Origin of the sequence: Planomonospora sp. ID67723 (genome assembly GCF_015711605.1) — a bacterium.
Lineage (GTDB): Bacteria > Actinomycetota > Actinomycetes > Streptosporangiales > Streptosporangiaceae > Planomonospora_A.
In genome coordinates this window covers 1,443,415-1,457,860 of sequence record NZ_JABTEZ010000001.1, presented here as the reverse complement: position 1 = coordinate 1,457,860, position 14,446 = coordinate 1,443,415, and the positions used below count along the sequence as shown (strand labels likewise).

At 71.9% G+C, this 14,446-nt stretch carries 15 protein-coding genes; 5 read left to right on the top strand and 10 right to left on the bottom strand.

Annotated features, from left to right (window positions below):
• Both HS041_RS06930 and HS041_RS06925 read left to right on the top strand, forming a co-directional pair.
• Window positions 1–171, top strand: a complete 171-nt coding sequence (locus HS041_RS06930; RefSeq protein WP_196439650.1) for a type II toxin-antitoxin system antitoxin — start codon at window positions 1–3, stop codon at window positions 169–171.
• Window positions 172–219: 48 nt separating this feature from the next.
• A complete protein-coding gene (locus HS041_RS06925) occupies window positions 220–1,626 on the top strand; it encodes an amidase (RefSeq protein ID WP_196439649.1) in 1,407 nt (468 codons plus the stop codon).
• A gap of 26 nt (window positions 1,627–1,652) precedes the next feature.
• Here the strand turns inward: HS041_RS06925 and HS041_RS06920 are convergent, their stop codons facing one another.
• From HS041_RS06920 to HS041_RS06890, 7 genes are all read right to left on the bottom strand, one after another.
• On the bottom strand, window positions 1,653–2,924 hold the full coding sequence (locus HS041_RS06920; RefSeq protein ID WP_196439648.1) for a hypothetical protein: 1,272 nt from the start codon (window positions 2,922–2,924) through the stop codon (window positions 1,653–1,655).
• Between the two features lie 8 nt (window positions 2,925–2,932).
• A complete protein-coding gene (locus tag HS041_RS06915; RefSeq protein ID WP_196439647.1) occupies window positions 2,933–3,436 on the bottom strand; it encodes an RNA polymerase sigma factor in 504 nt (167 codons plus the stop codon).
• Between the two features lie 185 nt (window positions 3,437–3,621).
• On the bottom strand, window positions 3,622–4,494 hold the full coding sequence (locus tag HS041_RS06910) for an aldehyde dehydrogenase family protein (protein ID WP_196439646.1): 873 nt from the start codon (window positions 4,492–4,494) through the stop codon (window positions 3,622–3,624).
• Entirely contained in the window at window positions 4,487–4,684 is a 198-nt protein-coding gene (locus tag HS041_RS06905; RefSeq protein ID WP_196439645.1) for a hypothetical protein, read from the bottom strand. The genes HS041_RS06910 and HS041_RS06905 overlap by 8 nt, the downstream gene beginning before the upstream one ends.
• Window positions 4,677–6,101: an aldehyde dehydrogenase family protein gene (locus tag HS041_RS06900; protein WP_196439644.1), complete on the bottom strand. Its 1,425-nt coding sequence runs from the start codon at window positions 6,099–6,101 to the stop codon at window positions 4,677–4,679. Before HS041_RS06900 ends, HS041_RS06905 begins: the two co-directional genes overlap by 8 nt.
• Before the next feature lie 3 nt (window positions 6,102–6,104).
• The gene (gene deoC, locus HS041_RS06895; RefSeq protein WP_196439643.1) at window positions 6,105–7,043 is read right to left on the bottom strand and encodes a deoxyribose-phosphate aldolase; all 939 of its coding nucleotides are present in this window, start codon (window positions 7,041–7,043) and stop codon (window positions 6,105–6,107) included.
• Between the two features lie 282 nt (window positions 7,044–7,325).
• A complete protein-coding gene (locus HS041_RS06890) occupies window positions 7,326–7,757 on the bottom strand; it encodes a pyridoxamine 5'-phosphate oxidase family protein (protein ID WP_196439642.1) in 432 nt (143 codons plus the stop codon).
• A 359-nt stretch (window positions 7,758–8,116) separates the two neighbouring features.
• Between HS041_RS06890 and HS041_RS06885 the strand changes: the two genes are divergently transcribed.
• Window positions 8,117–8,284: a hypothetical protein gene (locus tag HS041_RS06885; RefSeq protein ID WP_196439641.1), complete on the top strand. Its 168-nt coding sequence runs from the start codon at window positions 8,117–8,119 to the stop codon at window positions 8,282–8,284.
• Between the two features lie 111 nt (window positions 8,285–8,395).
• Complete coding sequence (locus HS041_RS39725; protein WP_196439640.1) at window positions 8,396–11,284, top strand: helix-turn-helix transcriptional regulator; 2,889 nt, start codon at window positions 8,396–8,398, stop codon at window positions 11,282–11,284.
• A gap of 31 nt (window positions 11,285–11,315) precedes the next feature.
• Here the strand turns inward: HS041_RS39725 and HS041_RS06875 are convergent, their stop codons facing one another.
• The gene (locus tag HS041_RS06875) at window positions 11,316–11,798 is read right to left on the bottom strand and encodes a MarR family winged helix-turn-helix transcriptional regulator (RefSeq protein WP_196439639.1); all 483 of its coding nucleotides are present in this window, start codon (window positions 11,796–11,798) and stop codon (window positions 11,316–11,318) included.
• 99 nt (window positions 11,799–11,897) lie between these two features.
• Between HS041_RS06875 and HS041_RS06870 the strand changes: the two genes are divergently transcribed.
• The gene (locus tag HS041_RS06870; RefSeq protein WP_304609523.1) at window positions 11,898–12,245 is read left to right on the top strand and encodes an HGxxPAAW family protein; all 348 of its coding nucleotides are present in this window, start codon (window positions 11,898–11,900) and stop codon (window positions 12,243–12,245) included.
• A 114-nt stretch (window positions 12,246–12,359) separates the two neighbouring features.
• Here HS041_RS06870 and HS041_RS06865 read toward each other — a convergent pair whose 3' ends face one another.
• Window positions 12,360–12,929: a TMEM165/GDT1 family protein gene (locus HS041_RS06865; RefSeq protein WP_196439637.1), complete on the bottom strand. Its 570-nt coding sequence runs from the start codon at window positions 12,927–12,929 to the stop codon at window positions 12,360–12,362.
• Window positions 12,930–13,313: 384 nt separating this feature from the next.
• On the bottom strand, window positions 13,314–14,354 hold the full coding sequence (locus tag HS041_RS06860; protein ID WP_196439636.1) for a UDP-N-acetylmuramate dehydrogenase: 1,041 nt from the start codon (window positions 14,352–14,354) through the stop codon (window positions 13,314–13,316).
• Window positions 14,355–14,446: the final 92 nt, after the last annotated feature.

Genomic DNA, 14,446 nt, shown 5'->3' with positions numbered 1-14,446 from the left:
ATGCCGGAACGCAAGAAGCTCCTGCTCAGACTCGATCCGGCCGTCTACGAGGCGATCGCCAGGTGGGCGGCCGACGACCTGCGCAGCGTCAACGCGCAGATCGAGTACGCGCTGCGTCTGGCGCTGAAGGAGACCGGCCGCGATCCGAAGAAGGACAAGTCATCTGATTGAGACATAGGGCACTTCCCCTCGAAGTACCCGCAGGACCACACTCGGTGCATGTCGTGGGTGGGAATGTCCGCAGTCGAGATCGCGGAGGCCGTACGACGGGGCAAGGTCACCGCTCCGGCGGTCGTCGAGGAGCACCTCCGCGCGATCGCCGAGCGGGACGGGCGCGTCGGGGCGTTTCGCAGGGTCAGGGCCGAGCAGGCGCTCGCCGAGGCCCGTGCCGTGCAGGAGAACCCCGATCTGGCGGAGCTGCCGCTCGCCGGGGTGCCGGTGGCGGTCAAGGACAACGTCCCGATCGAGGGTGAGGTGTTCCGCACCGGTTCGGCCGCCACGCCGGACGTTCCCGCCGCCGAGGACCATCCCGTCGTGGCCCGGCTCCGCGCGGCCGGCGCGGTCGTCGTCGGGACCACCAACGTGCCGGAGCTGTGCCTGGCCGGCTTCTCCGACAGCGTGTACGGCGTGGCCCGCAATCCGTGGAACCCCGCCCGCACGCCCGGCGGGTCGTCGGGAGGGAGCGCGGCGGCGGTGGCGGCGGGGATGGTCCCGCTGGCCCACGGCACCGACGGGCTCGGCTCGCTGCGCATCCCGGCCGCCTGCTGCGGGATCGTCTCCATCAAGCCGGGGCTGGGGGTCGTGCCCCCGCCCGAGCCCGACTGGCACGGCATGTCGGAGAACGGCCCGCTCGCCACGACGGTGGCCGACCTCTCCCTCGCCCTGGCCGTGATGGCCGGCGACATGTCCCTGGCCACACCCGGCGAGAGCGAGTCCCTCCGGGTGGGCGACTCGATCGACGACTACCCGGGCGGGCTGACCACCGCCGAACCGGTGCGGCTCCGGATCGCCGTCGCGCCCCGCCCGCTGCCGCCGGGATTCGCGGTGGACCGCGAGTTCCAGGAGGCCGTCACCGGTGCGGCGCGGGTGTTGGGCGAGGCCGGGCACACGGTCGTGGAGCACGGCGCCCGGCTGCCGGTCTGGCTCGGCTCGGCCGCGGTCGCCACCTGGTTCGCGCTGGCGCGGGAGGACACGGCCGGGCTCGACCGGCGGAAGCTGGAACGGCGGACCAGGGCCCTGGCCCGCGCCGGGCGGGTGCTCGGCGCGTTCGGGATGGACGGCGCGAAGGGCCGCGACCGCTGGCGGGCCAACGGCGCCGACCAGTGGTTCGGCGACGCCGACGTGCTCGTCTCGCCGACGCTGGCGATGATCCCGCCGCACGCCGAGCGCTGGGGCCGCCGCGGCCTGCTCCGGAACGCCCGCGTCAACCTGACGTACGCCCCCGCCACCGCCGCCTGGAACGTGGCCGGCTGGCCCGCCATGACCATCCCGTACGGCCGTCACTCCAGCGGTCTGCCGATCGGCGTGCAGCTCGTCGCGGCCCCCGGCGGCGAGACGCAGCTCCTGACCCTCGCCGCCCAGCTGGAGGCCGCCTCCCCCTGGCCGCGCCACGCCCCGTCCCCCTGACGGCGCCGCGGGCGGGGCGTGAGGTGTCAGCCCTTCGGATACTCGTCGAACGCGTCGACCCAGCCGATGCTTTCGAAGATCATCCTATCCGTGGGCGCGGACGCCCCCTGAGGACGCACCTCGGAGCTGAGCAGCTTCGCCGTCACCGGATCGATGATCATGCGGAGCTCGACCTGCTCACCCAGGTCGAGCTCCCGTGCGACCCAGGGGTCGAAACCGGTCATGGCGAGGGCGGTCCCCGTGCGCCCCAGCGGATCGGTGACGGTTCCCAGGGACGTGATCCCCGGCTGCTCGGCCAGCACCCGGTAGAACGCCGCCCGGGTGCCCGAGGTGAGCGGACGCGCCAGCAGCATCTCGGCTTCGCGCCACACCCACAGGGTGAAGGGCGTCTTCCGGAACACGGCAGGCGACTGCGTCCCGTCGGGCCTCTGCTCCCTCTCGTACGCGTCGCGGAGCCACCGCTCCAGCGCGTCCTTGTCGGTGGGCATGCGGAGCTGTACGTCGATGCCTCGTTTGTCGTTGTAGTCGTGAAGGTTTCGGAGGTCCTCGGTCCGGCTCTTCTCGTTCAGGTCGCCCAGGCTGGGAGAGCCCATCTCCTTCCACTTTCTCTCATCCTCGGGCGAGGCGAACTCGATCTTGTCGGGTTCGATCGTGTGGCGGCTGTACGCGTTCGGGTCGCGCGCCTGCCAAATCTCGGTCATCATGGCGATCCCTGCCGAGAACGGGACCTTCGCCTCCTCCACCATTCTCCCGACCTTCCGGCGATACTCCTCGACCAGCGCCGTGGACTTCTCCGGATCGTCCACCAGTTCCATGAGCTTGGAGCTGAGCTCGCTCTCCACGGCGAGGATCTTCTCGCCGCCCTCGCCCAGGAAGCGGACCGAGGAGAATCTGCGGACACGCGAGTACCAGTAGCGGCCCGAGTCCGGCTCGCGCTCGCTGATCACCGCCGCGGCCAGCAGGAAGGACCGCGCGTCCAGGTTCTGTGCGCCGGCGGCCGGGGGAGTCTGCGAGCCGACGACGGGGGCGATCCCCCGCGAGGCGTCGCCGGAGAACGCCCCGGGAACGACGATCGCGGCCGCGGCCAGACCCGCGACCGCCGTGGTGGCGATCAGGGCGAACGGCCTGGGCATCGGGAACCTCCGGAGACGGTGCGAGATACGGCGGATGGAACGCTCCTCGGCGCGGGACGGCCGGAGGGCTCGGGCGAGGTCGGCCTCCCGCCTCCTGCGGTAGGCGTCCTCCGTGAAGGCGTCGGGCCGCAAGACGGCGACCAGCTCGTCGTGGGAGTCATTCATGACAGCTCCTAGAAGGCGAGAAGAGCGAGCTCGATCTTGATCGCGTCCGACAGGCGGCGCCGGGCACGATGCAGCCGGACGTTGTACGTACGCTGCGAGCAGCCGACCACCTGGGAGGCCTCCTGCGGGGTGAGTCCGTACCAGCCGGCCAGGATCACCGCCTCGACGTCGTCCTCCCTCAGGTGGCCGAGCGCGGCGAGCGCGACCTCGCGATCGGTCACCCGGTCGGCCACGTCGCCCTCGGCGACGTGGTTCAGCTCGGCGAGCCGGGCGAGCAGCGCGTCACCGCGCAACCGGCGGGCGCGCTGGTTGCGCAGCAGGTTGCGGGCCACGCCGAACAGCCACGGCAACGGCGGCTCGGGCATCTTGTCGAAGCGCCGCCAAGCCACCAGGAAGGTCTCGCTGGTGATGTCCTCCGCCATGCCGGGGTCGGCTCGGAGGAGGACGTATCCCAGCACGCTCCGGTAGTACCGGTCGTACAGCTCGATGAACTGTGCTTCGGGATCATTCACACTTAGTAATGTCATGAGAAATCCCGCGATTACCGCCGTCCGATACAGAATCCGGAATCGGGGCCGCAGCCCGGAGTGCGATGGCGGGACGCGGGGAACAGGCGGGCCGGAAGCGCCGGGCGGGTGTCGCGGACCTCTTCCGGCCTCGCGCCGCGCCCCGCTCGAGCGGGGCGCGGCGGCGGGGATCAGATGCCGGTGGGGTGCCAGACGGTCTTGGTCTCCAGGAAGGCCGTCATCCGCTTGGTGCCGGGGTCGGCGGACCAGTCGGGCGCGGACGGGCGCAGGACCCGCTTGAGGTTCTCCGCCGCGGCCTGCTCGCAGGCGATCGCCAGGTCCTCCTCGGCGACACCGGTGAGGTCGATCGCGTTGACGTCCATGTGCGCGGCCAGCCAGGGGGCGATCTCCTTCACCGAACCGGTCAGCACGTTCACCACCCCGCCGGGCAGGTCGGAGGTGGCGAGCACCTCGGCCAGCGTGATCGAGGGCAGCGGGGCCCGCTCGCTCGCGACCACGACGCACGTGTTGCCCGTGACGATCACCGGGGCGATCACCGAGACGAGCCCGAGCAGCGGCTCGTCCGGGGCGATCACCGCGACGACGCCGGTCGGCTCCGGCGAGGAGATGTTGAGGTACGGCCCGGCGACCGGGTTGGCCGCCCCGGCCACCGCGGCGATCTTGTCCGACCATCCGGCGTACCAGACCAGCCGGTCGATCGCCGCGTCCACGATGCCCCCGGCGTCCTTGGCCTTCCTCGTGCCCGCCTCGGTCAGCTCGGCGACGAACTGCGCGCGGCGGCCCTCCAGCATCTCGGCGATGCGGTAGAGGATCTGACCCCGGTTGTAGGCGGTCGCGCCGGACCAGCCGGCGAAGGCCTTGCGCGCGGCGGACACCGCGTCGCGGGCGTCCTTGCGGGAGGCCTTGGAGGCGTTGGCCAGGAAGTCGCCCTTGGAGGAGGTCACGACGTACGACCTTCCGCTCTCCGAACGGGGGAACGCCCCGCCGATGTACAGCTTGTACGTCTTGCGCACGGCCAGCCGTACGGCCTGCGTGTCACTCATCTCCGCGCCCTCTCCACGTGCTCTGCTGCTGTGCCAGCCGTACCGGCACGAAGACCTGCCCGCAGCGGCTCACCCCGCACCGGTGGGCGAACCAGCCGCGCAGCGCCGGACGGCCGGCGCGGGCGAAGCCGCGGCCCCGGGTGCTCTGGGCACGACGGGCACGGCGCTGTGCCCTGCGATGGTCACACATCGAGATACGCCTCCAGCCCGTGCCGCCCGCCTTCCCTGCCGTAACCCGACTCCTTGTAACCGCCGAACGGCGAGGTCGGGTCGAACTTGTTGAAGGTGTTGGCCCACACCACGCCCGCGCGGAGCCGGTCGGCCATCCACAGGATGCGCGACCCCTTCTCGGTCCACACCCCGGCCGACAGGCCGTAGGGGGTGTTGTTGGCCTTCTCCACGGCCTCGGCCGGGGTGCGGAAGGTCAGCATGGCCAGAACCGGGCCGAAGACCTCGTCGCGGGCGATCCGGTGCGACTGGGCGACGCCGGTGAAGACGGTCGGCGGGAACCAGAAGCCACGCTCGGGCAGTGTGCACGCCGGGGACCAGCGCTCGGCGCCCTCGGCCTCGCCGATGTCGGACAGCTCGCGGACCCGGGCGAGCTGCTCGGCGGAGTTGATCGCACCGATGTCGGTGTTCTTGTCCATCGGGTCGCCGAGCCGGAGCCGGGCCAGCCGGCGCTTGAGCGACTCCAGCAGCTCCTCGGCGATCGACTCCTGGACCAGCAGGCGGGAGCCCGCGCAGCAGACGTGGCCCTGGTTGAAGAAGATGCCGTCGACGATGCCCTCGACGGCCTGGTCGATCGCGGCGTCGTCGAACACGATGTTGGCGGCCTTGCCGCCCAGCTCCAGCGTGACCTTCTTGCCGGAGCCCGCGACGCTGCGCGCGATGAGCCGGCCGACCTCGGTGGAGCCGGTGAAGGCGACCTTGTTCACGTCGGGGTGGTTCACCACGGCCGCGCCGGTCTCCCCGGCGCCGGTCACGATGTTCACCACGCCGGGCGGCAGGTCGGCCTGGCGGCAGATCTCGGCGAACAGCAGCGCGGTCAGCGGCGTGGTCTCGGCGGGCTTGAGCACCACCGTGTTGCCGCAGGCCAGCGCGGGAGCGATCTTCCAGGCGAGCATGAGCAGCGGGAAGTTCCACGGGATGACCTGGCCGGCCACGCCCAGCGGTTTCGGGTCCGGGCCGTACCCGGCGTAGCCGAGCTTGTCGGCCCAGCCCGCGTAGTAGAAGAAGTGCGCGGCGACCAGCGGCAGGTCCACGTCGCGCGCCTCGCGGATCGGCTTGCCGTTGTCCAGCGTCTCCAGCACCGCCAGCTCGCGCGAGCGCTCCTGGATGATGCGGGCGATCCGGAACAGGTACTTGGCCCGCTCGGAGCCGGGCATCGCCGACCAGACGCCGAACGCCTTGCGCGCGGCCTGGACGGCGCGGTCCACGTCGGCCTGGGAGGCGGCGGCCACCTCGGCCAGCGCCTCCTCGGTCGCGGGGTTGATCGTCTTGAAGGGCGCGCCCGTGCCGTCGACGAACTCGCCGTCGATGAACAGACCGTAGGACGGCTTGATGTCGACGACGTCGCGGGACTCGGGTGCCGGTGCGTATTCGAACATCGCTTAGTCCAGGGTGAAGTAGTCGGGGCCCGCGTACCGGCCGGTGGCCATCTTCTGGCGCTGCATCAGCAGGTCGTTGAGCAGGGTGGAGGCGCCCAGGCGGAACCAGTCGGGGTCCAGCCAGCCCTCGCCGACGGTCTCGTTGACCAGGACGAGCATCTTGATCGCGTCCTTGGTCGTCCGGATGCCGCCCGCGGGCTTCACGCCGACCTTGCGGCCGGTCGCCGCGAGGAAGTCGCGGACCGCCTCCAGCATGATCAGGGTCACCGGGAGGGTCGCGGCGGGCTGGACCTTGCCGGTGGAGGTCTTGATGAAGTCGCCTCCGGCCAGCATGGCCAGCCAGGACGCGCGCCGTACGTTGTCGTAGGTCGCCAGCTCGCCGGTCTCCAGGATCACCTTCAGATGAGCCTCACCGCAGGCGGCCTTGATCGCGACGATCTCCTCGTAGACCTTCAGGTAGTCGCCCGCGAGGAACGCGCCCCGGTCGATCACCATGTCGATCTCGTCGGCCCCGGCGGCCACCGCGAGCGCGGTGTCGGCGACCTTGACCTCCAGGGAGGAACGGCCGCTCGGGAAGGCGGTGGCGACGCTGGCGACCTTGACGCCGGATCCGCCGAGCGCCTCCACCGCCAGGCCCACCAGGTCGGGGTAGACGCAGACCGCGGCCACCTTGGGCACGGAGGGGTCGCTCGGGTCGGGGTGGGCGGCCTTGGCGCACATCGCGCGGACCTTGCCGGGCGTGTCCGCGCCCTCCAGGGTCGTCAGGTCCACCATGCGGATGGCCAGGTCGATGGCCTCCGCCTTGGCGGTGGTCTTGATCGACCGGGTGCCGAGCATCTTGGCCCGCTGGTCGGCGCCCACCCGGTCGACACCGGGCAGGCCGTGCAGGAAGGCCCGCAGCGTGGCGCCGGACGAGGCCACGTCAGCGAGCGGAGTAGTCATAGTTGACACCACACCAGCATGCCGACTGGTGTGATTAGTTCCAAACTGGACGTGGCCGAGTCCTCCCACAGCTTTTCGTCAACATTCGCCGAGTTCAACCCCTACCGGGCCCGGGCACGGTCGCGCGGCAGGCGGATCCCCGCGCGAGAGGCCTTGCGGCTCCTGACAGGACGAGGGCGGCCGCGCCCGGAACACGATCGCTCGATGGACCGGATGCTCTCCCCTTCGAGGATGATCGCCGCCTCGTTGCCGGGACCTCGGCGCGAGACCGCGGAGGCCGCCTCAGGCGATGTCCAGGGCCGTGCCGTACAGGCGGGAGACCTTGATCTTGATCACCACACGTCCCTCGCGCGCCTGCTGCTCCAGATAGGCGGCGGGATCGTCCGCGCCGTCCGCGAGGGCCAGCAGTTCCCCGGGCGCGTCCGACACCTCGGCCTCCCCCTCGGCGACGGCGAAGGACCAGACGTCCGGGCCGCTCACGTGGAGGGCGACGTGCGGATTGTTCCGCACCTGGCGGGCTTTGAGCCGATCGGCCGTGGTGGAGATCCGGATGACCCCCTCGGCGGGGTCCCACCAGTACAGGACGTTGGACATGGCGGGATACCCGCCGCGGTTCACCGTGGACAGCACGCCGAAGCGCCCGTCGCCGAGGAGCTTCTCCAGCTCTTCTCGGGTGAGGCTCCGAGGGGCGGGACCCGACTGGTTCTCTTCCATGGTCTCTCTTTCGCCGTCGGAGGCGGTGCGGTCCCCTCCGAGAAGGAGGGGGCACCGCCGTTCTCCTGTCCGGAGCAACAGTCGAAACCGTAGCAGATAGTTTTGTTAAAGACTATCTACTTCATCCCTACTCTGTGCCTTCCGGGCGTCCGACGGCAGGTCGACCGCAACGGAGATCATTCCATCAGGAGGTCTTAGGGATGACCTAGACGGTTCCCGGGCGGGCGGCGGGGCTGTCCTAGGTACCCTCCGGCCGGCGACCGGCCCGGAGATAAGGCATCCGCCCGATGTGGGACCGGGGGCCTTAGGACGAACCTTGAGTGTGTAAGGAAAGCGCACTGCTCAAGGAGGAACCCGAAATGGGTCCGGACATTCACTTCGATCTGATGGTCACCCGCAACGCCGAGCTCCGCGCCGAGGCGGCCGAGCACCGGCGGGCCCGCGAGGTCATCGCGGCCAGGAAGAACCGCTCCGACGGCGAGCGCCGCCGCGGGCTGAACCTCTTCCGCAAGACCAGCGCGGCATGACCCTGACACGAGAGCCCGGCCGTCTCCTCCCGCCCGGCCGGGCCTCTCGACCCCCCTGACGCCCCTCGGCGGCGTCGAATAAGAGGGAGAAAAGCAGACATAAGGCATGACATGCTGGACGACATGATGGGTCGGGCGGTGAGCCCCGTCTTCGTGGGGCGGGAGGCGGAGCTCGCGGGCCTGAGCGAGGCCTTCGAGCAGGCACGCAAGAACGCCGCGGCGGCCGTGCTGCTCGGCGGCGAGGCCGGGGTCGGCAAGACCCGGCTGATCACGTGCTTCGCCGAGCGGGCCGCCGTCGACGGCGCGCACGTGCTGGTCGGCGGCTGCGTGGAGCTCTCCACCGAGGGCCTGGCCTACGCGCCGTTCACCGCGGCGATCCGCCAGCTCGTCCGCGAGCAGGGCGCCGAGGAGGTCGCCGCGCTCCTGCCCGACGGCGCCGCCCGCGACCTGGCCCGGCTGCTGCCCGAGTTCGGCGAGCCCGGCGCCGACGCGGAGAGCGAGACCGCCCGCGCGCGCCTCTTCGAGCAGATCCTCACCCTCCTGGAGCGCCTGGCCGAGCGCCGCCCGATCATCCTGATCATCGAGGACATCCACTGGGCCGACCGCTCCAGCCGCGACCTGATCGCCTTTCTCAGCCGCAACCTGCGTGCCGTGCCGGTCCTGATGATCCTCACCTACCGTTCGGACGACCTGCACCGGCAGCACCCGCTCCGGCCCGTGCTCGCCGAGCTCGGACGGGTGGACGGGGTCCTCCGGCTGGAGCTGCCCCGGCTCACCCGCGACGAGGTGGCCGCGCAGATGGCCGGCATCCTCGGCACCACCCCGGAGTTCACCAAGGTCGGCAACGTCTACCAGCGCAGCGAGGGGATCCCCCTGTTCGTCGAGGCGCTGCTGGACTGCGACGGCGGTGACTGCGTCTTCCCCGAGTCCCTGCACGACCTGATCATCGGCTCCGTCGAGCAGCTCCCCGACGAGACCCAGCGCGTGCTGCGCGTCGCCGCCGCGGGCGGCATCCGGGTCGGCCACGACCTGCTCGCCGCGGTCAGCGGCCTGTCCGGCCCCGACCTGGAGGACGCCCTCCGGCCCGCCATCGCGACCAACGTGCTCCAGGTGGCCGACGGCCGCGCCTACGTCTTCCGGCACGCGCTGATCCGCGAGGCCGTACACGAGGAGCTCCTGCCGGGCGAGCACGTGCGGATGCACGCCCGCTTCGCCGAGGAGATCGAGAAGGACCGCACGCTGGTCCCGCCCGGCCGGGCCGCCATCGAGATCGCCCACCACTGGTACGCCGCCCGCGACGACCTGTGGGCTCTCGTCTCGGCCTGGCAGGCCGCGCAGAAGGCCGCCAAGACCTTCGCCTACAACGAGAAGGTGCAGCTCCTGGAGCGGGTGCTCACCCTGTGGAGCAAGGTGCCCGACGCCGAGGCGCGCATCGGCGCCGACCACACCACGGTGCTGGAGCAGGCCGCGGACGCCGCCCACGCCTGCGGCGAGTTCGACCGCGGCGTCAAGTTCGTCAAGGCGGCCCTGGGCGAACTGGACGAGCGGGCGGAACCCGAACGGGTGGCCGATCTGGTCGTACGGCTCTCGCAGCTCAAGCTGGCCAAGCGGCGGGCCGGGGCGCTCGACGACCTGCGTTACGCCGAGCGCCTGGTGCCCGGGCCGAGTTTGACCCGCGCCCGGGTGCTGGCACGCCTCGGCTCCTACCTGATGTTCCTCAGCGAGGTGGACGAGGGGACCGCGCTCACCGAGGAGGCGCTGGCCATCGCCCGCGCCCACGGCGAGGAGTGCCTCGAGGCCGACCTGCTGCTCAACCTCGCGGTGGGCCACTCGATCGCCGGGCGGATGCAGACCACGGTCGACATAAACGAGGTCGCCCGGGAGATCGGCGAGCGCCTCCGCTCCGCCCGCATCGTGCTGCGCGCGCTGGCCAACACCGTGGACTCGCTGAACAACGTCGGCCGCTCCGCGGAGGCCATCGAGCTGGCCCTCGAAGGCGAGCGGCGGGCCAGGAAGTACGGCCGCTACCGCGTCCAGGGCGTCTTCATCGCCAACAACAGGGCCGAGGCCCTGGAGGCGCTGGGCCGTTTCGACGAGGTGACCGCGCTGGCCGAGCGGGAGCTCGCCATGGACCCCGCCACACGCGACCGGCACCACCTGAACCGGATGCGCGCGGAGGTGGCCGCCGCGCGCGGCGACGTCGAGACGCTCAGGTCCGTGCTCGCCGGGCTCGCCCTCTCCCCCGAGCAGGAGGAGTTCACCCAGGAGGCGGTCGCCAACGCCCGCCTCGCGATGAGGCTGCACCTGCTGGAGGGCGAGCCGCTGGCCGCGCTGGACGTGGCCGAGCGGGTCACCCTGGAGGCGCGCGTCCTGAGCAAGCCCATGCTGGGCTGGCGGCTGGTCTCCCAGCTGGCCCTGGTGTGCGACGCCGCCGCGGCGATCGCCCCCGGGCGGGCCGCGGCGCTGCGCGGCCGGATCGAGGAGACCGTGGCCGCGATGACCGCGGACGGCCCGGTCGCCGAGGCCTACCGGCTCGGCGTGAGCGGTGACCACGACGCGGCGGCCTCTGCCTGGGAGCGGCTCGGCCGCCCCTTCGAGCAGGCGAGGGCGCTGCTCCAGGCGGGGCGCGCCGCCGCGGAGGCGGGCGACCGCGAAGGCGTCGCCGTACGGCTGCGCGCCGCCCACCCCATCGCCCTCGCGCTGTCGGCCCGGCCTCTGGCCGCCGAGATCGAGGCCCTCGCCCGGCGGACCGGCGCCGTGCTCGCACCGGACGCGCAGACCTCCTCCGAGGAGCCCTCGGGCACGCCGCTGCTCACCCCGCGCGAGCAGGAGGTGCTCCGGCTCGTCGCGCAGGGCCGCTCGAACCGCGACATCGCCGCCGAGCTGTTCATCTCCGCCAAGACGGTGAGCGTGCACGTCTCGAACATCCTGGGCAAGCTGGGCGTCTCAACGCGCGGCGAGGCCGCCGCGGCCGCCCACCGCCTCGCGCTGATCGGCTGAGCCGCCCTCCCGCGTACCCGTCACGAGGTGATCAGGAGGTCTCGCCCCGCCGGATCTCCTCAAGGGTGGTCCGCATCGCGTCGGCTGCCCGGGTGAACCAGTCGGCCAGCGCGCCGATCTCCTCCGCCGAGTAGCCGGCGGACAGTTCGGCGAGCCGCCGGTAGAAGGGGCCGTACACCGCTATGACCCGGGCGGCGGAGCCTTCGTCGGGGACGATCCGCACCCGTCTGCGGTCCGCCGGATCAGCCTGCCTGCGCGCGTACCCGGCCTGCTCCAGACGGTTGAGAACCCCGGTGACGGCCCCGGTGGTGAGGTTCGCCCGCTCGGCGAGGTCCCCCGCGGTGAGGTGCTTCTCCCCGGCCTCCAGGATGTGGCCGAAGCAGGTGAGGTCGGTGACGTTCAGCCCGAGCCGCTGGGCGATGTCGTGCTGTCCGACGAGGCTCAGCGAGATGAGGCGGTCCATGGCGGCCACCACCTGCTCGGCCGAGGCCGCCGGACGGGGGTTGCCCTCCACCGGAATTCTCCTTAGAGTCTAAGATATTTAGTAAGCGAGATAAGTCTTTATCCACTCTACCGAGGCCGCACGACCATTGCGAGGAGAAACGTGAGCGGCATGCACGGCGACTACGACATGGGCCACACCGTCGCCGGATGGACCGGCGTCGGCATCGCCCTCGCCGGGTTCGCGGGAGCCGGGGCCGCTCTGTGCGCGGCATGGCCCCCCGGCGTCTGGATCGGACTGGGCGTCATGGCTCTCGGCGGGCTGATCTCCTGGGCGCTGCATCTGGCGGGCTGGGGCAAGCCCAGCGGAGTCCGGCCGCGCGACCAGTGGGGCTGGAGGGTGAAGGACCCCATGACGGGCCACGCCGGCTGCCTCGGCTGCCGCCTGGCGGGGGCGGCGGCGGCACGAGGCTCGGCCGCCCGCCCCGTCCCGGCCGGCCACCCGGCTTCCGCCGCCTGACGGGCTCGGCCGCCCGACCTCGTCCGGGTCGGTCACTCAACCCCGGCTGTCCACAGCCTCGTCCGCTCCTGCCGTTCTTCCGCCTGGCGGAGGGGCCGGGGCGCCCGGCCGGAATCAGGCGACGAGAGGCTCCAGCAGCAGGATCACGCCGAAGACGGCGAACGCGGCGGCGGCGCCGTACCGGATGACCCGCTCGGGCAGGTTCCTGCCCAGCAGGCGGCCGACCGCGATGGCGAGCGCGTCGGCGGCGACCATGCCGACCGTCGAGCCGATCCAGGTGCCGAACCAGCCGTGCTGGGTGGCCAGGGTGATGGTGGCGAGCATGGTCTTGTCGCCGAGCTCGGCGAGGAAGAAGGCGACCGTCACGGCGACGATCGCCGACCGGGTGGTGCGCTTCGCCTTCTGCGACTCCTCGTCGGTCAGCTCGTCCCCGCGCAGGGTCCAGAGCGCGAAGCCGAGGAACGCGACACCGGCGGCCATCGAGATGGCGGCGGTGGGAAGGAAGTCCCCCACCAGACCGCCGAGACCGACGCTGACCAGGTGGACCACCGCGGTGGCCAGGGTGATGCCGGCCAGGACCGGCCACGGCCTGAACCGGGTGGCGAAGGTCATCGCCATGAGCTGGCTCTTGTCACCGAGCTCGGCGACGAAGATCACAACAAGGCTGAGCCAGAACGCTTCCAACGGGGTCGCCCTTCACTGACGCGCGACCGGGCCGGAAGGGGGGCACCCGGGGAGTTCGGGCGCGGCTTCGGCCCGGCAGCATTTTCGGTATGCCTGCCAGGCCGAAGGTCTCGTCCGCCTGTCACCGGGAAGATCGTCGTCTTCACCGGCGGCGAGGCCCGCGCGACCGGGCGCACGAGGGCGCCAGTATGTCGATCACGCGATTGGGACTACTCCCCTTCGGGTGTTTCCACCTGACCCTAACAGCGGGGACGGAATGCTCATTCCCGGGCGGCAGCCCATCGCCCGGGACCCGTGCGCCGCAGCGCTCCCGGGGGACCGGGACCGCCCGCCGGGGGCCGGCGGACCACACACGGCTCTGACGTTCTCAGGCCGGGGAGGACGTCAGAGCCGCGTGCCGACCAGCACAGGCTCGTTGACCAGCGTCACGCCGAACTTCTCGCGGACCCCGTCGCGGACCTCGCGGGCCAGGTCGAGGAGGTCCTCGGTGGTCGCCGCGAGCTCGGGATTGGTCATGGCGAGGGTGTGCTTGGTGGAGATCGCGGCCGGGCCGCGCCGGTAGCCCTTGGGGAACCCGGCGTTCTCGATCAGCCAGGCCGCCGGGACCTTCACGCCGTCCCCGCCGGGCATGTCCCACCGGGGGAAGCCGGGGGCGCGCAGCTCCAGCTCGGCCGCCTGCGCGGCGGTGAGGACCGGGTTGGTGAAGAAGGAGCCCGCACTCCTGGTGTCCGGGTCGGCGGCGTCGAGGACCATGCCCTTGCCCGCGCGCAGCTCCAGGACCGCCTGCCGGACCTCGGCCAGCGGCACCCGCGCGCCGAGCTCCACGCCGAGCCGTACGGCCAGCTCCTTGTAGGCGACCGGACCGGAGAGCCCGTCCGGGGGCAGCTCGTAGGTGACCGAGAGGACGACGTGACGCTCGGGTGCCCGCTTGAAGGCACTGTGCCGGTAGGCGAACCCGCACTCCCTGGCGTTGAGGTCGCACACCTGGCGGATCGCCCGGTCGTACACCCGCACCCCGGTGATCGTCTGCGAGACGTCCTGCCCGTAGGCCCCGACGTTCTGGATCGGGGTGGAGCCGACCAGGCCGGGGATGCCCGACAGGCACTCGACGCCCGAGCGCCGCTCCGCCACGGCCTGCGTGACCAGCGCGTCCCAGTCCTCCCCCGCCTGCACGGTGACCAGGTCACCGTCGATCTCGACACCCCGCGAGGCGACCCGCACGACCAGCCCGTCGAACCCGTCGTCGGAGACGACCAGGTTGCTGCCGCCGCCGAGCACGAGCACCGGCTCGCCCGCCCGGTCGGCCGCGGCGACCAGCTCGACGATCTCCTCGGCCGAGGACGCCTCCGCGAACGCCCCTGCCGGCCCGCCCAGTCCCAACGTCGTGTACGGCGCCAGCCGTACGCCTGCCACCCGCTCCGCCATGCCACATCCCCGGGGGTCGATCCGAAATCCGCCGCCCACCCTATGCGGCGCGCGACGGCACCGGCACCTCGCGGAAGACGGAGCCTCGCGGA